The organism is Planococcus faecalis (assembly GCF_002009235.1).
Taxonomy (GTDB): Bacteria; Bacillota; Bacilli; order Bacillales_A; family Planococcaceae; genus Planococcus; species Planococcus kocurii.
On record NZ_CP019401.1, the window covers coordinates 2,506,769 to 2,526,235 of the forward strand.

18 protein-coding genes are annotated in these 19,467 nt (G+C 39.6%); 5 read left to right on the top strand and 13 right to left on the bottom strand.

The window, feature by feature from the left end; genetic code table 11:
• The first annotated feature begins 39 nt into the window (after positions 1 to 39).
• Together AJGP001_RS12640 and AJGP001_RS12645 are read left to right on the top strand one after the other, a co-directional pair.
• Complete coding sequence (locus AJGP001_RS12640; protein WP_071153829.1) at positions 40 to 1,329, top strand: helix-turn-helix domain-containing protein; 1,290 nt, start codon at positions 40 to 42, stop codon at positions 1,327 to 1,329.
• A 12-nt stretch (positions 1,330 to 1,341) separates the two neighbouring features.
• A complete protein-coding gene (locus AJGP001_RS12645; RefSeq protein ID WP_071153830.1) occupies positions 1,342 to 1,767 on the top strand; it encodes a hypothetical protein in 426 nt (141 codons plus the stop codon).
• A 139-nt stretch (positions 1,768 to 1,906) separates the two neighbouring features.
• On the opposite strand, the gene AJGP001_RS12650 is transcribed toward AJGP001_RS12645, so the two are convergent.
• From AJGP001_RS12650 to AJGP001_RS12690, 9 genes are all read right to left on the bottom strand, one after another.
• The gene (locus AJGP001_RS12650; protein ID WP_245830177.1) at positions 1,907 to 2,644 is read right to left on the bottom strand and encodes a gamma-glutamyl-gamma-aminobutyrate hydrolase family protein; all 738 of its coding nucleotides are present in this window, start codon (positions 2,642 to 2,644) and stop codon (positions 1,907 to 1,909) included.
• A gap of 149 nt (positions 2,645 to 2,793) precedes the next feature.
• On the bottom strand, positions 2,794 to 3,141 hold the full coding sequence (locus AJGP001_RS12655) for an MGMT family protein (protein WP_071153878.1): 348 nt from the start codon (positions 3,139 to 3,141) through the stop codon (positions 2,794 to 2,796).
• 26 nt (positions 3,142 to 3,167) lie between these two features.
• Positions 3,168 to 3,650 carry a hypothetical protein gene (locus AJGP001_RS12660; RefSeq protein ID WP_245830179.1) on the bottom strand — a complete coding sequence of 161 codons (483 nt, stop codon included), beginning with the start codon at positions 3,648 to 3,650 and terminating at the stop codon, positions 3,168 to 3,170.
• 52 nt (positions 3,651 to 3,702) lie between these two features.
• Positions 3,703 to 4,716 carry a GNAT family N-acetyltransferase gene (locus AJGP001_RS12665; RefSeq protein WP_078080615.1) on the bottom strand — a complete coding sequence of 338 codons (1,014 nt, stop codon included), beginning with the start codon at positions 4,714 to 4,716 and terminating at the stop codon, positions 3,703 to 3,705.
• Positions 4,717 to 4,744: 28 nt separating this feature from the next.
• Positions 4,745 to 5,413, bottom strand: a complete 669-nt coding sequence (locus AJGP001_RS12670) for a YveK family protein (protein ID WP_071153834.1) — start codon at positions 5,411 to 5,413, stop codon at positions 4,745 to 4,747.
• A gap of 842 nt (positions 5,414 to 6,255) precedes the next feature.
• Complete coding sequence (locus tag AJGP001_RS12675; protein ID WP_071153835.1) at positions 6,256 to 6,555, bottom strand: replication/maintenance protein RepL; 300 nt, start codon at positions 6,553 to 6,555, stop codon at positions 6,256 to 6,258.
• Between the two features lie 228 nt (positions 6,556 to 6,783).
• Positions 6,784 to 8,085 carry a M20 family metallo-hydrolase gene (locus AJGP001_RS12680; protein WP_071153836.1) on the bottom strand — a complete coding sequence of 434 codons (1,302 nt, stop codon included), beginning with the start codon at positions 8,083 to 8,085 and terminating at the stop codon, positions 6,784 to 6,786.
• A 36-nt stretch (positions 8,086 to 8,121) separates the two neighbouring features.
• A complete protein-coding gene (locus tag AJGP001_RS12685) occupies positions 8,122 to 9,297 on the bottom strand; it encodes an amidohydrolase (RefSeq protein ID WP_071153837.1) in 1,176 nt (391 codons plus the stop codon).
• Positions 9,298 to 9,364: 67 nt separating this feature from the next.
• On the bottom strand, positions 9,365 to 10,561 hold the full coding sequence (locus AJGP001_RS12690; RefSeq protein ID WP_071153838.1) for a hypothetical protein: 1,197 nt from the start codon (positions 10,559 to 10,561) through the stop codon (positions 9,365 to 9,367).
• Between the two features lie 327 nt (positions 10,562 to 10,888).
• Between AJGP001_RS12690 and AJGP001_RS12695 the strand changes: the two genes are divergently transcribed.
• The gene (locus AJGP001_RS12695; RefSeq protein ID WP_071153839.1) at positions 10,889 to 12,313 is read left to right on the top strand and encodes an NAD-dependent succinate-semialdehyde dehydrogenase; all 1,425 of its coding nucleotides are present in this window, start codon (positions 10,889 to 10,891) and stop codon (positions 12,311 to 12,313) included.
• A gap of 55 nt (positions 12,314 to 12,368) precedes the next feature.
• Here AJGP001_RS12695 and thrB read toward each other — a convergent pair whose 3' ends face one another.
• Genes thrB through AJGP001_RS12710 form a run of 3 tightly spaced genes read right to left on the bottom strand, consistent with a single transcriptional unit; the run spans position 12,369 to position 15,621 of the window.
• The gene (gene thrB / locus AJGP001_RS12700) at positions 12,369 to 13,274 is read right to left on the bottom strand and encodes a homoserine kinase (protein ID WP_071153840.1); all 906 of its coding nucleotides are present in this window, start codon (positions 13,272 to 13,274) and stop codon (positions 12,369 to 12,371) included.
• Positions 13,271 to 14,332 carry a threonine synthase gene (gene thrC, locus AJGP001_RS12705; protein WP_078080616.1) on the bottom strand — a complete coding sequence of 354 codons (1,062 nt, stop codon included), beginning with the start codon at positions 14,330 to 14,332 and terminating at the stop codon, positions 13,271 to 13,273. Before thrC ends, thrB begins: the two co-directional genes overlap by 4 nt.
• Positions 14,329 to 15,621: a homoserine dehydrogenase gene (locus AJGP001_RS12710; RefSeq protein ID WP_071153841.1), complete on the bottom strand. Its 1,293-nt coding sequence runs from the start codon at positions 15,619 to 15,621 to the stop codon at positions 14,329 to 14,331. The genes thrC and AJGP001_RS12710 overlap by 4 nt, the downstream gene beginning before the upstream one ends.
• 127 nt (positions 15,622 to 15,748) lie before the next feature.
• Between AJGP001_RS12710 and AJGP001_RS12715 the strand changes: the two genes are divergently transcribed.
• Together AJGP001_RS12715 and ahlS are read left to right on the top strand one after the other, a co-directional pair.
• On the top strand, positions 15,749 to 17,113 hold the full coding sequence (locus AJGP001_RS12715; RefSeq protein ID WP_071153842.1) for an aspartate kinase: 1,365 nt from the start codon (positions 15,749 to 15,751) through the stop codon (positions 17,111 to 17,113).
• Positions 17,114 to 17,229: 116 nt separating this feature from the next.
• Positions 17,230 to 18,078 carry an AhlS family quorum-quenching N-acyl homoserine lactonase gene (ahlS, locus tag AJGP001_RS12720; protein ID WP_071153843.1) on the top strand — a complete coding sequence of 283 codons (849 nt, stop codon included), beginning with the start codon at positions 17,230 to 17,232 and terminating at the stop codon, positions 18,076 to 18,078.
• Positions 18,079 to 18,232: 154 nt separating this feature from the next.
• Here the strand turns inward: ahlS and AJGP001_RS12725 are convergent, their stop codons facing one another.
• Complete coding sequence (locus AJGP001_RS12725; RefSeq protein WP_071153844.1) at positions 18,233 to 19,390, bottom strand: aminotransferase class I/II-fold pyridoxal phosphate-dependent enzyme; 1,158 nt, start codon at positions 19,388 to 19,390, stop codon at positions 18,233 to 18,235.
• Positions 19,391 to 19,467 lie beyond the last annotated feature (77 nt).

Here is a 19,467-nt window from a genome sequence, read left to right on the forward strand (position 1 = left end):
ACGGAAGTACTGCCCTTGCAACAAGAAAGGAGAGCAGTAATGGACACGGGAATGCGTTTAAAATACCATCGTTTAAAACAGAAAATTAGCTTAGAAGAATTCTCCTCTGGCATACTGTCTCCCAGAGAGCTGAAAAAAATTGAAAGTGGCGTTAAAGACCCAGCGTTAAAAGAACTGGAAGCTTTGTGCAAAAAGTTGACTATTCCGCTGGCACCAAAAGATAACCCAATTGGAAAAGTTCTTGTAAAAAACTTTAAAAACTCATTATTACATCCGCACAACAAAGCCGAAATTATGGAACAGTACAACGACATCCAAGGCCATCCTTTACTGAGCGCTGATGAAGATGTGGAACTTGAGTACTCCATTCAACAAATTCGGTATTTCATTATTACTGGCGACCTAGATAGTGCCGAAGAAAAAATTAAAGAAATGGACCGTTTCAGAGAATTTATGAGTCAGGAACAGTTTTATTTATTCCATAAATACATCGGAAACTACAATTATATTCTCAACGATTTTGAAAAGGCCTTAAAAACCTATTTCGTTGCAGAAAAAATTGCACCGAATACGATTTCTGCTTCAGAACTTGGTGATCTTTATTATTCAATCGGCATCTCCAGTACGAAGTGTAGAGAAACAGAAATGGCTTTTAAGTATTCCGAAATGGCTCTGAAAATTTATCAGCAGGAATTCATTCCTAAACGCATTGTGGAATGCCATTTGAATATCGCAATTACTCATCAGCATTTCGGCAATTTCCGAATGTCGATGGAGCATTATAAAAACGCATTAACTATCGGCAATAAGTTAGAAATTGATATTTTACGCTTTACGACAGAATACAATATGGGCTACGCTTACTTCTTATTTCAGAATTATGAGCAGGCTATTACTCATACAGAAAGTTCATTAAATTACATCCACCCTGAGTACCCTGCTGACATCTTAATAAGTTATTGTGTTTTGATAAAGTGTAATTATGAACTTCAAAACTATGAAGCTGCCAAAGCTTGGTTAAAAAAAGGGTTGCATATAGTAGAAAATAAAAAAATAAGCATTCACTCTCCTACAAATCAAGCTTTTAAAGAAGCTTATATTGAATTCATCTGCTTAGACTATCTAGTGAACAAAAATTATGATGAATTCAAAGATCTTTTCGTTAACCAGTTACTACCCAGCCTAGAAAGCACAGAAAATTTCTTTGAAATGGGCTATTTTTTAGGTCATCTGGGCAAGGTTTATTATCTGCAAGAAAATTTTCAAGAATCAGCCAAAATTATGGACAAAGCAAGAAAAGCATATAAAAATATAACTATATTATCTTAGGGAGTGGAAGTTATGAAAAAAGGAATTACTATATTATTCTTCTCAGTTTTTGCATTAAGCACTTTACCATTTAACAATGGTTCAGGCACTGAAATGGCTGCTCAAGCTCGTGTTCCTGAGCCTTGGTCTGTCAAAACTGAAGTTGCTGCTCAAGCTCGCGTTCCTGAGCCTTGGTCTGTCAAAACTGAAGTTGCTGCTCAAGCTCGCGTTCCTGAGCCTTGGTCTGTCAAAACTGAAGTTGCTGCTCAAGCTCGCGTTCCTGAGCCTTGGTCTGTCAAAACTGAAGTTGCTGCTCAAGCTTGCGTTCCTGAGCCTTGGTCTGTCAAAACTGAAGTTGCTGCTCAAGCTCGCGTTCCTGAGCCTTGGTCTGTCAAAACTGAAGTTGCTGCTCAAGCTCGCGTTCCTGAGCCTTGGTCTATTAAAACTCAGCAAGTATAATTTTTTTGCTATCTTATCAAGCTGCCGCTTTTTTATAACGGCAGCTTTTTTATTCTACTCAAAACTTAGCTTCGTTAGAACAAGAAGACATCCTAGGATGAGTTAATCCTTGGATGCCTTCTTGTTTACCGTTCTTTTTTTATTGATTTTGTTTTTTGTCTATTAGACATTCATCAACAAAACGCTTGAAAATATTCATGGAAGCTTCGTCTCCTTGAAGAGCAAATTCTTCTGGATGCCATTGAATACCCACAGCAAACTGATGATTTTTGCTTTCCAGCGCTTCTACAAGACCATCAGCAGCATGAGCTGCTACTGTCAATTGATCTGAAACATCTTTCACTCCTTGATGATGGAAAGAATTCACGTTGAATTTTTTCTCCTTCATGATGTCGTATAATAGACTTTCATCTTCTAAAGTTACGGAATGTGTACGATGAGTTCGCATGGCATTCTGCTTATGCTGATGTAAATTTCCTTCGAATTGAGATTCTAAATCTTGATAATTAGTCCCACCTAGTGAGATGTTAAACATTTGCAGTCCGCGACACATGCCGATAAAAGGCTTATCTAACTCTAGAAATTTTAAGATTAATTCTTTTTCATATTCGTCACTGCCGGGATAAACAGCGCCGAGACGTAAATGAGGCTCTTCTCCATATAGCGTCGGATTAATATCCCCTCCGCCAGTAACAATCAGTCCATCTAATCGCTCACATAGCAACGGAATATCTTCTCTGTCTACGATAGGAACAATCAACGGCAACCCTCCTGCTCGAAGAATGGCTCTACCGTACACTGGGTCTAGCGAATAAGTCTGATCTTCTTCTACACGTGCCGTTATACCAATTACCGGTTTATCTTTTGCTACCATCATTTTTTCCTCTTCTCTATTTGTTCATATCCTCCTATATACCCTATCCAGTAAAATCAATAAACATTTAAGGGATTCAGCATTATGCTGAATCCCTTAAATGTTTATTTTTATTGGTTTTTCAGGAAAACTCTTTAAACGAAAAACCCTTCTCATAATGGGTTTTTAAAACAGTCTATTTTTTCTTCCTCTGCAATAGGATGGAATCGAAACTTGAGTAAGTCAATTCGGTCGTCCTTGTCTATTTCCACGCCTTCTTCTTGCAGCGTTTTTCTTTGAAAAAATCGAGCCTCTTCATTCCGTAGAACAATTTGACCTTTAGCGTTAACAATTCGATGCCATGGCAAACTATGCTTGGCACTCATGCTGTGCAATATTCTCGTTACTTGTCTGGCTCCACGCGGGCTTCCAGCAGCCGCTGCGACTTGGCCATAAGTCATAATTTTACCCAGCGGAATTTGTTTGATAATTCTTAAAGCTCTTTCAGTAAAAGTCTGCATCCGTTTCATCCGTCCCACCAAAATCTTTATAAGGCTTTTTTCTTTTGTTGTTCGACTTTTGCCAATAAACTTCCCGTTTTATATTCCTTCAGAAGTTGCTGCGCACATTCATATAATGGCAGATTCCCTGTTTCTACTGCAAGTCCATTACTTTCAGCGTGTACATACTTATAATACTCTATCATTCTATCGAGCAATTCCTCAAAACCTTCAAGTGATTGTTCATTTTCATGCTCTAATGGACGCGTTAAATCGACTCCGGTCGCTTCGTTGAGATAGAGAAACTTCATCTGATCCATATTAGCAACTGTGTGATCAAATAGTTGCTGGTTCTTATCCAAGCGATAAAAATTTCTCCAAAAAACAAAAATCTCTTTTGCCACTCCCAACTTCTTCGCTCCAAGAGACGCATTAAGTCCCTCTATTACACAAATTTCATACATAATCTTTCTTAGAGATTTTTTATATTCTCTTTCCACTACACCTTTATATTGCATATACTTCATCATTATACCTCCCCCAAATAATTTAGCTCTTATGTCTGCCGAATTAACATGATCATCAAATGTTTCCATATCTCCGAATAACGTCTTCTTCTTCTAATGACACCAAATTATCATAGGTTTGTTGATCATGTATTTGTTGCCCAATATAAAACACGGCAGGTTCGCAATTAGCAATTTCTTTTTTTATCTCTTGTTTCTCATTTTCTTCTACTTGAAAGTCTCCACCTAAATGAAAGAAGACATAGTAGTTTTCTTCTCCCCATTCAGCTATTTTTAACAATAAGGTCCGCATAGTCATTTCATTGTCCACTTCAGATAAACTGCCCCCAAGATGATAATAAATCGTATCGCCCATTGTCAGAACATAGCATGCTGATACTAGCTTGTTTTCGTGAAAGGCACCAAATAAGTGTAGGTTAGATCCCATTGAACCAATCAATGTTTCAAAGTAATCATTGGTAAAAAAATAATAGCTATCCGCTTCTTCTCTTCTTCTAGCCGCTGCGTAATACAACACTAGAAATTCAAACAGATGACGCACAGTTCCAAGCTTTTTTACTATTAATTCTGAAGCATTATCAACATCTTCTTTATTTGGCAGAAGTAATTTTTGAGGAAGGGTAAAATGAGCTTTTAAGTTGATTGTGTACGTTTCAAATAATGAAGAAATTTTTAAATGAGTTCCGAAAAATTGAGCATTTTCTTTCAGCGGATGAAAACGTACATATTCGGCAATGATTTTCTCATTCTGACAATACGTCATAAAAGATTTTCTGAAATTAGCCGTCAAGTTAGCAACATTTTTCTCCACGTTCAATATAGGTCCTCCATAACCAAATGGCGTTGTAACATCAAAATAAGTGATATCTCCGTCATTTACTACCCTTTTGATAAAAGGGTAAGCGACCTCACCATCATCATCTTTATAGTAAAAAAGCAAAGCTTCTCCTGGATCTAATTTTAGAGCTCCCAAAAAATATTGACTTGTATAATAAATGTCTGTTATTTGTAATTTATCAAGAATTTTTTGCCAGCGACTACGATCTTGTATCGCGATCAGTTCATACATTCATTCCACCCCTGCTCTACCTAGAAAATTACTTAAATACTGTCTGTAATTGGCGATTTTTTTTCCGTATGTTTCTATCTCTAGCATTTGCCGTTTTTTTCACTGAATGGGTGCTAGCTATTAAAAGGATGCTACTAATAAAACCAAAAGTACCAGCTATCGCTATCTTCATTAGTAACTCTTTCTGACTAAACTCTTTACTCCCATTTTCAGGAAATGCCTGTGAAATGATAGTGACCGGATTTGTTTGAAAAGAATCACTTACTTTAGTTTGAAAAACAGCTGCTACTGCATTAGCAATGCTAACTGACTCCTGACTACTAGCAGAAGAAACAGTAACCGTTAACACCCGAGAGTTACTGGCATAGCTCACAAGAATTTGTCCACGAAGAGCAGAAACAGATCTTTTTAACGTCAGATCTTTACTAACTTGATCCAGTACTTCCGAGCTTTCAATAAAAGCTGCATATGCTTCTATCATTCGGGAATCTATCTGCTTATTTTCCTTTAGCTGGTTTGATAATACCGATTGTGAATTTTCCACGAGCAATTGGCTAGACGCCTGATATTCTGAATCAATGATAAAAACAAAAATCAAGGAGGCTGTCAGCATTAGAAAAAAAGTAAAGCTGAGCGAAAAGTAGATTTGCTTTTTATAACTTGCCAATAAATACGCAATGATCTTTCTGCTTTTCACTAGATTTACCTCCTTGTGCTCAATAACAGCATGAATTTTATTTTTATTTCTAAAAATTCAGATTATTATAGTTCATTTATATCATATTTAGGTGGTTCAATCTACACTTTTAAGGATATTTTTAAAATAATTATTAATAAAAATAAGTATTTAGTCCAAAGACATGAATTTTATTTTATATTTTTATTCCAAATTAGGTAATTAGAATTAATTAAATTAACCGCTACTGAAGACTTACCTGTTAAGTTTAACCCCACGAAGTTCGTGTCTCATTCTTATTAACTTGTGGCAATTGCCTTGATTCCTATAGATGTTTACCTAGCTAGTGTTAACTTGTTCGTGATTAACCGATCAACACAGATAGAACTATGGTTTGTCCCTTCACCATTAAGAATTTTTCTTCAGCTATATAAGTCCAGACGTACCAAAAAAGCAGGGGTCCCGGAAGTCTCTAAAATAAAACAGACGCAGAAAAAGGTTCTTTTTCTGCGTCTGTTTTATTGAATAGCTCGCTCAGAATCCTGAACTAGGCCTGTATTTTTTGGATTTCCTGAAAGTAACGTCGCTTCTCTAAACTTTTTTCTTTTGTAGAAAGAACTTTTTTAGAGTTAAAATGGCTATGGCTGTGCTCACTGAAAGTACCTTTGGCGACGGGCATTAAACTATCTTTTAGCATGCAAAAGGGACTGCATCCTAATAGTCATTTTATGACCTTTTAGGCAGTCCCTTTCGTCTATAAACAAATTTAATTAACTTAAACCTTTGAATTTTTTATTGCGAAAATGGATTTGTTGTTCTGTTCACGGTAAGATTTATTTTCGAAAAAGTTAAAAATTCATCCTTTACTCTTTCCACAAGCCAATGATGCCATTTCTACGATAAATAATTTCTTTTGACTCCAAAGTCTTTAACACTTTTGTCAAAGTTTGATGTGAAATGTTAATATCTGCTGTAATTTCCTTGATCGTTTTGAAAAGTACACCTTCTGACGAACTATTCCTCAGAAAATAGTTTATGAACTTCTCTCCCGTTTCTGCCGTCTTTTCAGTTTCTGATGAAAAATACTCCCGGCATTCACTTAAGATTTTCTCTTCCGAAAAATTTTCTGTTCTACTGTGCATAAGATTTTCCAATATTTTCATCTAACCACCTCCAAAAATTGCAGCCCATCGAAGCGTGCTTACTATCTCTATACCCTTCCACTCTAAAGATATACATACTATTTCATATAATACTGATAATTCCAAAACCATATAAAAATACCCATTAAAAGGTTTTCTAAATAAAAAAACAACCAACAGAAATATATTCTGTTGGTTGTTTTGCAATTTCGTAAATTTCATTTTTTTAAGTTAAACGACTTAGTATTATCATTTTTTCATTGCGTCTTGAATAAAATCTTTTAATACATGTATTCCCATCACACAATCATTTAGACTAGACCACTCTTTTGGATTGTGGCTAATACCACCTTTGCTTCTGACAAAAAGCATAGCTACTGGAATAAAGCGCCCCAGATTCATGGCATCGTGACCAGCTCCACTCGGAATATAAGTTGGCGAAATTCCAAACTTATTTAAAGAAATGGCCAAGCGTTTCTGCAAATCTTTAGCAATCGGCACTGGCTGAATTCGCGTATTCAATTTAACTGTTACGTGAATGTCATTTTTGGCAGCAACTTTTTCAGCTTGTTCTATGAGTTGATCAATGAGTTGATCTCTTGGTGCTTCGTTTATATCTCGAATATCGACAAGTAATTTTACTTTTTCAGGAATTACATTTGCACCGTTTGGAAAAACATCCATTTTTCCAACGGTCGCTACTGCGGTTTCACTAACTGTTTTGGGAAACTGAGGAATCGATTGAATAAATTCCGCTGCCGCTATTAGGCAGTCTTTTCTGCCAATCATTGGCGTATTTCCAGCATGTCCGGCTTCCCCAGCAAATTCCACAGCAAGCCAAGCAGGTCCTGCAATGCCACTGACAATTCCGACTGGTTGATTTACTATTTCTAGTTTTTTTCCTTGTTCGATATGTACTTCTACAAACAATTCCAATTCAGCCAAATCTCTACCTGCAGCTTTAAATGCTTCCAGTGTACTGCCGTAATGCGTTAATACTTGTTCTAGCGTGTCCCCGTTATAATCTCTTAGTTGTGCCATTTCTTCTTCAGAAATAGTACCCGTCATCGCCTGACTTCCTGTTAATCCACTGTTAAATCGTGATCCTTCCTCGTCAGAAAAAATAATGACTTCATACGGTTTTTGAGGAATGTATCCCTCTTCTTTCCATGATTCTGCAACTTCTAATGCCGATAAAACGCCCAACGGACCATCAAAATTACCACCATTTGGCACACTGTCGACATGGGAACCCGACGCAATGGCTGGATGATTGTTCTTTCCTTCCAATCGAGCCGTGACATTTCCTGCCCCGTCTTCGGAAACCGTTAATCCCGCTTCAGCCATCCACTTTTTAACGAGAACTTTTGCTTCTTTTTCTTCATTTGAGAAACCAGGTCGTTTGACTCCGCCAACTTGAACAAATCCTATTTGAGACAATTCAACTAATCGTTTCGCAATACGTTTGCCGTTAATGCCTGAATGATCAAGTTTTGTATCGTAATCTTTTAATAACTCTTCATATAAAGGATTATCATTAGTAGTACTCATAACTTCCTCCTTAGTTTTTAACTAGTAGCCTGTGTATTATTTAGTTAAAAAAGACCACGCATATTGTGCATAAAGTTCTGCACCTGTTGTCAATGCATCTTCATCCACATTAAACTTCCCGTGATGATGCGCCCATTGCGTATCTTTTTCTGCGTTGCCGCTTCCGACTAACGCAAAGCTTCCGGGAACTTCATCTAAGTAAAATGAAAAATCTTCTCCACCCATTGTGGGTTCTTCATTATAAATAGCATCTTTTCCAAATGCTTCGATTGCTACTCTTTGGACCAATTGGGCACTTTCAGTTCCATTTATAACAGCTTGTGTACCTCTAATATAGTCAACTTCTGCAGTACCTCCGTAAATTGCAGCTGTATGATCCGCATAAACTTGTAACTGCTTTTCGATATGATCACGGATTGAGGGATCGAAACACCTGACCGTTCCTTCAATTTCAGCATTTTCAGCAATAATGTTAAACCGAGTTCCTACGACCATTTTCCCAATGGTTACTACTGCTGACTGCATGGGATCAACTGTACGAGAGACCACTGATTGTACATTCATTACGAATGAAGAAGCGATAATTGCCGCGTCAATGCATGCTTGCGGCATCGCTCCGTGTCCACCCTGTCCTTTAAACCGCACGTTAAAAATGTCTGCTGAGGCAAATGCAGGTCCTGGATTACAGGCCACTTTGCTGGTAGCTCCTTGAGACCAAATATGAATACCAAAAACGTTATCAACTCCATCTACAGCTCCTTGCTTGACCATTGCTTTAGCACCCGTTGCGACTTCTTCAGCAGGCTGAAAAATAAATCGAACATTGCCCGGAATTTCTTCTTTAACACTGACCAGTGCTTTAGCTGCTGATAAGAGCATGGCCGTATGAGCATCGTGTCCACATGCATGCATTTTGCCAAGATTTTTGGATTTGTACGGCAAGTCTGTATTTAGTTCTTCAACAGACAAAGCGTCCATATCCGCACGTAACGCGACAGTCTGTCCTTGTTTCCCACCTCTTAGCTCCCCAATAACACCAGTTGGCTCTGTCAGGCGTGCATCGATGCCAAGTTCAGTTAAGTAATTATAAACAAATTGAGAAGTTTCAAATTCCTGCCATGACAATTCGGGCTCACTGTGAAGCTTTTGACGTATTTGAATCATTTCGGCATTATTTTCTATAATGGCGTTTTTTATTGTTTGATTGATCATCTTCAATTCACTCCACTTTCTATTTTACCGTACTTAATAGGTTGAAGAATCAACACGGTGTTGCCGTTTATAGAAACCCGACAAATATTCCAGCTAATATAACAGAAACAATTGTGACCGTAATAAAGCCTGCCACTAGCATTGGCGGCAACATATGACTTGTTAGAACTTCGCGTTCTTCTTCGTCTTTAGTCAAGGAATTGATGACTTCTACCGTAATAATATAATCTGCTGGGAAACCGTAAAGAGCAGTCAAAGAAACTGCAAACGCCATTTCTTTACTAACTTTCAGAAGCTTACCGACGATTAATGAAAAAATGTACATTCCTGCAACACCAATAACAATACAGCCAATAAGCGGATACATTATTTCTACCATCATGCTTGGGGTAGCATTTTTTAAGCCATCAAAAATAAATAGCAATAAGCCCATAATCGCAAATCCAAAACCATTCGCTTTTTGTAGTGGGTGGCGTTCTAAGAAACCAATGCTACGCGCGATAACACCAAACAATAGACATAAAACGAAAGGACTGATTTCTACTACCGGAGCTATTAGAACAGAAGTTAAATAAGCAAGATAACCAACAAAAGCTAAGCGGAAAAACTTAAAGAAGTCGGTATTGTATTTATCCGGCATCTTCGCAAACATCCGTGGTTCTTTAACTGGCTTCCCTATAGTTTCTTGTTGTTCGCCAGGCATTTGCTTAGCTGTCAGTTCGTTATTTCTGTACCTCTTCAAAAGGTTTTTGCCTTCTCTTTTCAACATAATTGAGGTCAATGGATATCCTGCAAATCCTTGTACGACATAAATGACGATTGCAAAGACGGCTAATGTTGGAAGTCCTGCAGCAGCAGCTCCTTCTGACATGATCAAAGCAGATACCAATCCTCCGACTAGAGGTGGAATAGCAACTACCACAGTTTCAAAATCGAATAACAAAGTACCGATGCCAAATAACGCGGCAATGATTCCTAAAATACCTGATATCGCAATTAAGATTGTTTTCCACTGACTTTTTAATTCTTGCAAAGACAATAAAGTGCCCATATTTGTGATTAGTAAATAAATAAGCATGACGGCAACAGCCGGTGGAACTCCTGCAAGCGTAACAATTTCAGGAGGAAAGAATGTCCAAAATCCGAGTAAGAACAAAACTCCACTGACAAAAATCGAAGGAATCCATGCTTTTGTGCGAATTGAAACTGCTTCGCCTATAAATAATACTAAAATCAAAATTGCTAATGCCAGCATCTGAGACATACTTGTTTCCTCCTTTTTCTTTTTCAGCGAACAAACTTTTAGTATTTCGCTGAATTTTTCTTAATATCAAAATAGTAGCACAATATAACTCAATAATGAATGGAATAAAAAGACTATTCCAAAATAATATTCTTTTTAGTTTAACTGTCTTTTTTAGAAAGCGCTCCCAATCGCTATATATTGCATATTGAAATAGTTCATGCACTACTCTTGAAATGTGTACATTTCGTGAACATTGTGTAGTAAGCTTTTGCTTGAACGTTTACGCAATAACAATAAGAGGTATTTATTGAGGATAAGTGTAAATCAAAAGGAGGATTCAGCAGAATGAAAGGTAGACATTATATTAATGGTGACTGGACTGATACAGGAGATGGCAAGATTGAAGTGATAAATCCCGCAACTGGTGAAGTTGTCGGATCAGTGCCTAACGGAGGCGAACAAGAAGCCACCACTGCAATCGAGGCTGCGGCTTTAGCTTTTCCAGAATGGTCGAAAACAACTGCCTACCATCGGGCTGAACTTTTAATGAAATGGCATGATTTATTGCTCGAACACAAAAAAGAAATTGGTGAAATTCTGACGAAAGAGATGGGCAAGCCTCTTTCCGAAGCCATTGGAGAGGTAGAATATTCCGCTTCATTCGTCTCTTGGTTTGCTGAAGAAGGCAAGCGCATGTATGGTCGCACAATACCGGCGAGTAAAGAAGGCAAACGAATTCAAATTAACAAACAACCAGTTGGCGTGGTAGTATCTATTACACCTTGGAATTTTCCAGCAGCAATGATGGCAAGAAAAATGGCTCCCGCACTTGCCGCAGGGTGTACATTTGTAGCCAAACCGGCGAAAATGACACCATTGACGGCAGTCAAAATGTACGAACTTGCTATTGAAGCTGGATTTCCTAAAGGCGTCATCAACCTGGTGACTGGCAGTGCCAGCAAAATCGGTAAAGTGTTCACCAGTCATCCAGACGTCCGTAAGTTAACGTTTACCGGTTCGACTGAAATTGGTAAAGAATTAATGAAACAAGCATCAGAAACGATGTTGAACTTGTCTTTAGAACTAGGAGGTCACGCACCCATTATCGTTTTAGAAGATGCGGACATGGACTTAGCAATTGAAGGCGTTATGGCATCGAAGTTCCGAAATGCCGGACAAACTTGCGTATGTGGCAACCGCATTTATGTGCAGCAAAGCATTGTCGAAAAGTTTTCACAGAAACTTAAACAAGCTGCTGGCAACTTAAAAGTAGGCAACGGATTAGAAGAAGGCGTGCAGATAGGTCCTTTAGTCGACAAAGACGGTTATGATAAAGTTCAAAAACACGTTGACGACGCTATTGAAAAAGGAGCTAAAGTGCTTGTTGGCGGAAATGGGCGTTCAGAGAACAATGCTTATTTCTATAACCCAACAGTATTGGTTGATGCAACTTCAGATATGTTAGTCATGAATGAGGAAACTTTTGGTCCTGTTGCTCCCATTATGTCTTTTGAAACAGATGAAGAAGCCGTTAAATTAGCAAATGATACACGCTTTGGCTTGGCTGCTTACTTCTTTACTGAAAGCATGTCTCGTGGTACTTATCTATCTGAAAATCTAGATTACGGCATTGTCGGCTGGAACGATGGAGCCCCTTCTACTGCTCAGGCTCCATTTGGTGGAATGAAAGAAAGTGGTGTCGGTCGAGAAGGTGGCCAAGAAGGTTTAGATGCATTTTTGGAAACAAAGTACGTTTCAATCAAAATTTAAATTCTGCCGATAAAAAGAAGCTATCCGGAAATTCCCGGGTAGCTTCTTTTTCCTTTTATACAACTGTTTCACATATATTAATTCCTGTAGAAGATGGTTTTGTAACTAAACATTCGTATAGCGGAAATTCTTTTGCCAAGTGTTCCGCTACAGCCGTTTCTCTTCCTTTTTCCACTGCGATAAACAAAGAAGGTCCTGCTCCACTAATAGCTGAACCAAACACCTTAAGTTCAAGGCAACTTTGCTGTATCGCATCAAATTTAGGGAATTTGTCTTTACGATAAGGTTCATGAAAAACATCTTTTTGCATTATGCGTCCCGCTGTCTGCCAGTCTCCCTTTGCTAAAGCCGCAGACACAACATTGCCTGCAGCACTCCCTTGCACAGCCGTTTTATGAGATAAGGTTTTTGGCAGGAGTTCACGCGATTCTGAAGTCAGAAATTCCGTAGGAGGAATTAATATAACAACCCCAATTTCTACTTCTGGGACGTGAACAATTTCTAACTCTTGTTCATCAAAATAAGAAATCGTTAGCCCTCCAAGAAGTGAAGCTGAGATATTGTCCGGATGTCCTTCTAATTCTGTTCCGATTTTCAATTTCTCTTTCATTGACAGTTTTAACCCCATCAAACGATCGGCAATTTCGATGCCGGCAGCGATCGCTGTTGCACTGCTGCCAAGACCTCTGCTTAAAGGAATTACTGTATCCACTGCCAATTTCGCAGCAGGCAGTGATTGATCATACTTATCCGCAACAAACTGTGCCGTTGCGACAATCAGATTGTCAGTACCGGTCTCAATCTGCTGATAGCCTTGATTGTTGTATTCGACAAGCCATGTGATCGCGGGAGACACATGAACGACCATATGAAGATCTAATGCTAGACCAATCGAATCAAATCCGGGACCTAGGTTTGCGGTCGATGCAGGCACAGTCACTGAGAATTCTTTCCAGTTCATACGCTCACTCCTTTTTTCAAATCCTCCCAGAAACGTTCCATATCTTCTGGAACGAGAAGTGCTTTGTGCTGATTAACTGAAATTGCTGTTTCAGGATCTTTCAGTCCATTTCCTGTCAAAACAGCAACCACTTTTACCCCTTTTTTCAACATGCCATTTTCTACTTGTTTTTTGATCCCTGCAATAGAAGCACACGAAGCCGGTTCAGCAAATATCCCTTCAGTTCGAGCCAAGAGCTGATAAGCTTCAAGGATTTCTTCATCAGTAGCTGCTAAAATCGTTCCATTTGATTGATTTAAAGCATCCAGCGCTAATTGCCAACTTGCTGGATTCCCAATGCGAATAGCAGTTGCTACCGTCTCTGGATTTTCCACAACTTTATTATGGACGATGGGTGCTGCACCTGCTGCTTGGATGCCGAGAAGCACCGGACGTTTTTCACCAGTGCGCTTCGCATATTCTGTAAAGCCTTTCCAAGAAGCTGAAATGTTGCCTGCGTTACCAACTGGCAATGCGAAGATATCTGGTACTTGCCCTAATTGATCAATTACTTCAAATGCGATTGTTTTCTGTCCTTCTAAGCGGTAAGGATTGACCGAATTGACCAAAGCAATGCCTGCTTCTTGGCCAACTTCACGAACCATTTGCAGTGCTTCATCAAAATTCCCTTTGATTTCAAGAATCTCCGCTCCATACATTTTTGCCTGTGCCAGTTTCCCGAGCGCAATACGGCCTTCTGGAATGACAACAATCGTCCGCATACCGGCTCTTGCACCATATGCTGCAGCCGAGGCCGACGTGTTGCCTGTTGACGCACAGATCAATACAGTTTTGCCTTCTTCTTTTGCTTTGGCGACAGCCATCACCATGCCGCGATCTTTAAAAGAACCTGTCGGGTTGGCGCCTTCTAGTTTTGCGTACAGCTCAATTCCCCACTCTGTTGATAGTTTTTCCAAACGAACAAGCGGTGTATTGCCTTCTTGCAAAGTCAGTGAAGGGGTATTTTCTGTAACTGGAAGCCACTCTTTATGTTCCTCGATTAATCCTTGCCATCTCATGCAGTTTCCTCCCCTTCTATGCGGTAATGGCTGATAACGCTCGCCGTTCCTTCTAAGTCACTCAATACATCTAAATGTTGTTGTCGGGAAATCTGGTGAGTCAGCAAGACTAATTCTGCTTTGCCAACTTGTTCAGCGGGCGACTGCATAACTGATTGAATGCTCGCCTCGTGCTTACTGTAAATTGAAGTCATTTTGGATAAAACGCCAACTTCATCATTTACGAGCAAGCGATGGCAGTATTTCGCAAAACGTTTTGTTTCTGGTTTAATAACACGTTCGTGTTGCGCTGAATGCGCACGTTTTCCGTTGACACCAAGCTGTAAGTTGCGACAAGCTGCGATGATATCAGAAACGACTGAAGTTGCAGTTGGCAAAGATCCTGCTCCGGGACCATAAAGCATCGTTTCACCTACAGCATCTCCATATATGTATACGGCATTGAATTCATTGTTAACGGACGCCAATGGATGCGAGTTTGCGAGAAAAATAGGTTCCACTGAAACTTCGATGCCGTCTTCGTCTTTTGTTGAAGAGCCAACCATTTTCATCGTGTAACCAAATTTAGTCGCCAACTCCAAATCGCCATCACGGATTTCTTTCATGCCTCTGACGAGTACGTCATCTAAATGCACTTCTGTAGAGAATGCCAGTGAAGATAGGATAACCATCTTCCGTGCTGCGTCGATACCATCAACATCCGCTGATGGGTCAGCTTCGGCATATCCTAATTCAGTTGCTTCGGCTAATGCATCATCGTAGCTCATGTTTTCTTTTTTCATTTTTGTTAAGATAAAGTTTGTTGTGCCATTGACGATTCCCATCAAACTAGAGATTCGATCAGAAGCAAGACCATCTTCTAAAGTGCGGATAATCGGGACACCCCCGGCAACACTGGCTTCATAGAAAAGGTCGCATTTTTCAGCGTCTGCTAATTTCAATAAATCGTGGCCGTATTCTGCCATGACGTCTTTATTCGCTGTCACAACTTGCTTACCCGCTCTAAGCGCTTTTTCAATCGCTAGTTTTGCACCATCTATGCCACCCATCACTTCTACAATGATGTCGAGAGAAGAATCATTCAATATCTCTTCTATGTCCGTCGTGAATACACTCGGATCTAAACTAGAAAGTCGGTCCTTATTTGTATCTCTGACCAGTACTTTTCCGATTAGAACTTGGGCACCTAATTTATGATGCAAATCCTGCTGATGCTGCTGGATGATTTTAGCAACCCCGCTGCCCACTGTTCCAAGGCCTAATAATCCGATTGAAATTTCGTTTTTCATTGACGATTCCTCCCATGGTGTGTACACTGTGAAAAAACAATTGTTTTTGTCATAGGGACATTATAGTATTATATCTTAGTTAAAACAACCTTTTTACAGACTATTAAAAAAGATGGGACTTGATTAGATGAAAGTAAGCAAATTTGGCGGGACATCAGTAGCTAGTGCACAACAGATAAAAAAAGTGGCTGCAATTGTTAAAGCAGAGCCTTCTCGCAAAATCGTCGTTGTCTCTGCTCCAGGCAAGAGATTTGATGGAGACGTAAAAATGACAGATTTGCTCATTCATCTATCAGCAGCGGCATTACGTGACGAACCAACAGCAACTCCTCTTGCCAACGTTATGGAAAGATATGCTGAAATCGCTGATGGATTAGGACTAGACGAAGACATCAAGAAAATCATTAAAACCGATTTGTTGAACCGTCTTCAAGCAGACAAAAGTTCACCTCCTCTTTTTGCAGACTTAATTAAAGCGAGCGGTGAAGATAACTCTGCGAAACTAATAGCTGCTTACTTAACATCTATCGGGTTAGCTGCAGAATACGTCAATCCATTTGATGCAGGGTTGTTTGTAAATGACTTACCCGAGCGTGCACAAGCTCTTCCAGAAGCTTACGACAATTTGTCTGACTTGCGCAACAAAAAAACGATAACTGTTTTCCCAGGCTTTTTCGGGTATACAAAAAGAGGCCAATTAAGAACTTTCGAACGCGGTGGCTCAGATATTACCGGCTCTATTTTAGCAGCTGCGGTTCAGGCAGAGTTATATGAAAACTTTACCGATGTGGACTGCGTCTTTGCAGCTAATCCCCGTGTTGTTGAAAACCCTGTTGAAATCGAACAAATGACTTACCGTGAAATGCGTGAGCTTTCCTATGCTGGATTTGCGGTTCTTCACGACGAAGCCCTTATGCCTGTCTTTAAAGCGTCTGTTCCTTTATGTATCCGTAATACCAACAATCCATCAGCACCCGGAACGATGATTGTTGCAGAGCGAGATCATTCCTTACGTCCTGTTACAGGCATATCAGCTGATAGTGGCTTCTCAACTTTATACGTCAGTAAATACTTGATGAACCGCGAAGTTGGTTTTGGCCGGAGACTGCTGCAAATATTAGAAGACGAAGATATCTCATATGAACACATCCCGTCTGGTATTGATAACCTTTCCGTTATTTTGCGCAGTCACCAATTGACTGTTGATAAAGAGCAGCGCATTGTAGAACGCGTTAAATCAGAACTGCAAGCTGATGACGTTCACATCCGAAGTGATTTTTCTATGATTGTTCTTGTTGGAGAAGGCATGAACAATCAAAAAGGACTGACAGCTCGTGCCGCGAACGCTTTTGCTAGAACTGGTGTCAATATTGAAATGATCAACCAAGGCTCTTCTGAAGTGAGTTTGGTGTTTGGCATCTTGAAAGAAGATGAACAAAAAATATTGAACGAATTGTACAAAGAATTCTTTGAACCTGCTTTGGTTCATTAATCAACACTCCCCCATCTTTTAACTCTTGAGCTCGATACTCAAGAGTTTTTTATTTGTCTCGGTACATTAACTGAAAATTGTGATAGTATGGAATTATTCTGAGAGGGGGAACATGGATGACTGGCATTATTAAGCCTCACCCAAAACTATACGTAATGGACAACGGTACTTTGAGCATGGACAAGAATTTTTTAATTTCCATGCACAATCCGGCGAGTTTGGAAAACCCGAATCCGCCAAGTGAAATGGCTACATTTCCCGTTTATACAGTATTGATTGATCACCCGGAAGGCAAAATTTTATTTGATACAGCATGTAACCCAAATTCCATGGGTGCTGAAGGACGTTGGGGCAAAGTAACACAATCTCTTTTTCCGATTGACATGCCGGAAGAATGCTATTTGCATAACCGGTTAGATGAGCTTGGCGTTCGTCCAGAAGATATTAAATACGTTGTGGCTTCTCATCTCCATTTGGATCATGCAGGCTGTCTTGAATTATTCACCAATGCGACCATTATCGTTCACGAAGATGAACTAAATGGAGCCCTTCAAACCTATGCGAGGAACACGAAAGAAGGTGCTTATATTTGGGGCGATATTGATGCTTGGATTAAAAACAATCTACAATGGAAAACTGTCAAACGAACTGAGGATGGACTTCAACTAGCCGAAGGAATCAAATTGCTGAATTTTGGCAGTGGGCATGCTTGGGGAATGCTCGGTCTGCAAATTCAACTTCCCGAAACGGGTGGCATTATTCTTGCATCTGATGCTATTTATACGGCCGAAAGCTTTGGTCCTCCCGTTAAGCCACCTGGCATTTTATATGATTCTGTCGGCTATACATCAGCTGTTGAAAAAATCCGCAGACTGTCGCAAGAAACCAATTCTGATGTGTGGTTTGGTCATGACGCTGCACAGTTTAAGACGTTCCGTAAATCGACTGAAGGCTATTATGAGTAACGAATTTAGGATAAGCCAAAGTTGATTCACTAAAACTCAAAAGCCCTTCGCCAAGTACTGGCAAAGGGCTTTTATCTGGTTACATCCATATTTCAATAACTAAGACTCTGTCACCGTTTACGGCAATGTCCGTAAGAAATAACGGTTTCACCAATCACGTTAAGCTTTGAATGAATTTTTCTAATCGATTCATGCCTTCTTCAAGGTCCTTCATGCTGCAAGCATAAGAAATCCGGATAAATCCTTCTCCGTAACGTGTAAATGCAGAACCAGGAACTGCTGCGACTCCTGCTTCTCTTAATAACCGTGTTGCAAACTCGAAAGAAGTCATGCCGAATTTTTCAATTGATGGAAAAATGTAAAAGGCACCTTTTGGCAAAATCACATCAATGCCCATCACTGTCAGGCGACTGTAAACAAAATCTCTTCGTTTGATATATTCTTTATTCATTTCAGCAGGAACATGACGCTGATTTTTCACCGCTTCAAGCGCTGCATACTGGCTTGGTACGGATGCACAAATGGCGTTGTATTGATGAACCTTTAACACGTGTTTCATATACATTTCTGGGCCCAGTACAAAACCAATTCTCCAACCTGTCATGGAATGCGATTTTGACAGACCATGAACTAAAAATGTGCGGTTGCGCATCTTTTCAAAATGCGCAACCGTAACATGCTTGTCACCGTATACGTTTTCGCTGTAAATTTCGTCGGTTACGACAAAGACCTCGTGTTTTTCTAATACAGCTGCAACTTTTTCAAGCTGCGTAGAATCCATTGTGACGCCTGTTGGATTAGATGGAAAATTCATCAATACCGCTTTCGTGCGGTCTGTGATTAAGCTTTCTAAACGCGTTGGATCTGGTTGGAATCCCGTATCTGACATGTCCAAATAAACCACTTTGCCTCCACACAACTTAATAATTGGCTCGTATCCAGGGTAGGCCGGGGCAGGTAAAATAACTTCGTCCCCTTTTTCTAAAATCGCTCGAAATAGAGAATCCAAGCCTTCGCTTGCACCATTGGTAACGATGATTTCTGTTTTCGGCTCAAAGTTCAACTCATAAGTATCCTGAAAAAAAGAAGCGATTTCTGTCCGCAATTCGAGCATTCCTGCATTATGTGTATAGTTCGTATGATTGTGCCGGATCGCCTCGATTCCAGCTTGCTTAATTGGTTCAGGCGTTGGAAAATCTGGCTGACCGATTGTCAGGTTAATCGCATCTGGAAAATCGACCAATTGGTTTGAAAATTGACGTATACCCGAAATTTGAATAGCTTCGATCTGGCTGTTGATTGAAATAGGCATGAGTGACAACCTTTCTTTTAACTAAGTTCTATTATAATTAAGTTCACAGATAACTATAGCACACAATACTGTTCCTC

Excerpts from the sequence above, each read along its gene's own strand:
- AJGP001_RS12640 (WP_071153829.1), top strand. The coding sequence starts at position 40 with ATGGACACGGGAATGCGTTTAAAATACCATCGTTTAAAACAGAAAATT.
- AJGP001_RS12645 (WP_071153830.1), top strand. The coding sequence starts at position 1,342 with ATGAAAAAAGGAATTACTATATTATTCTTCTCAGTTTTTGCATTAAGC.
- AJGP001_RS12650 (WP_245830177.1), bottom strand. The coding sequence starts at position 2,644 with ATGATGGTAGCAAAAGATAAACCGGTAATTGGTATAACGGCACGTGTA.
- AJGP001_RS12655 (WP_071153878.1), bottom strand. The coding sequence starts at position 3,141 with ATGCAGACTTTTACTGAAAGAGCTTTAAGAATTATCAAACAAATTCCG.
- AJGP001_RS12660 (WP_245830179.1), bottom strand. The coding sequence starts at position 3,650 with ATGATGAAGTATATGCAATATAAAGGTGTAGTGGAAAGAGAATATAAA.
- AJGP001_RS12665 (WP_078080615.1), bottom strand. The coding sequence starts at position 4,716 with ATGTATGAACTGATCGCGATACAAGATCGTAGTCGCTGGCAAAAAATT.
- AJGP001_RS12675 (WP_071153835.1), bottom strand. The coding sequence starts at position 6,555 with ATGAAAATATTGGAAAATCTTATGCACAGTAGAACAGAAAATTTTTCG.
- AJGP001_RS12680 (WP_071153836.1), bottom strand. The coding sequence starts at position 8,085 with ATGAGTACTACTAATGATAATCCTTTATATGAAGAGTTATTAAAAGAT.
- AJGP001_RS12685 (WP_071153837.1), bottom strand. The coding sequence starts at position 9,297 with ATGATCAATCAAACAATAAAAAACGCCATTATAGAAAATAATGCCGAA.
- AJGP001_RS12690 (WP_071153838.1), bottom strand. The coding sequence starts at position 10,561 with ATGTCTCAGATGCTGGCATTAGCAATTTTGATTTTAGTATTATTTATA.
- AJGP001_RS12695 (WP_071153839.1), top strand. The coding sequence starts at position 10,889 with ATGAAAGGTAGACATTATATTAATGGTGACTGGACTGATACAGGAGAT.
- thrB (WP_071153840.1), bottom strand. The coding sequence starts at position 13,274 with ATGAACTGGAAAGAATTCTCAGTGACTGTGCCTGCATCGACCGCAAAC.
- thrC (WP_078080616.1), bottom strand. The coding sequence starts at position 14,332 with ATGAGATGGCAAGGATTAATCGAGGAACATAAAGAGTGGCTTCCAGTT.
- AJGP001_RS12710 (WP_071153841.1), bottom strand. The coding sequence starts at position 15,621 with ATGAAAAACGAAATTTCAATCGGATTATTAGGCCTTGGAACAGTGGGC.
- AJGP001_RS12715 (WP_071153842.1), top strand. The coding sequence starts at position 15,749 with ATGAAAGTAAGCAAATTTGGCGGGACATCAGTAGCTAGTGCACAACAG.
- ahlS (WP_071153843.1), top strand. The coding sequence starts at position 17,230 with ATGACTGGCATTATTAAGCCTCACCCAAAACTATACGTAATGGACAAC.
- AJGP001_RS12725 (WP_071153844.1), bottom strand. The coding sequence starts at position 19,390 with ATGCCTATTTCAATCAACAGCCAGATCGAAGCTATTCAAATTTCGGGT.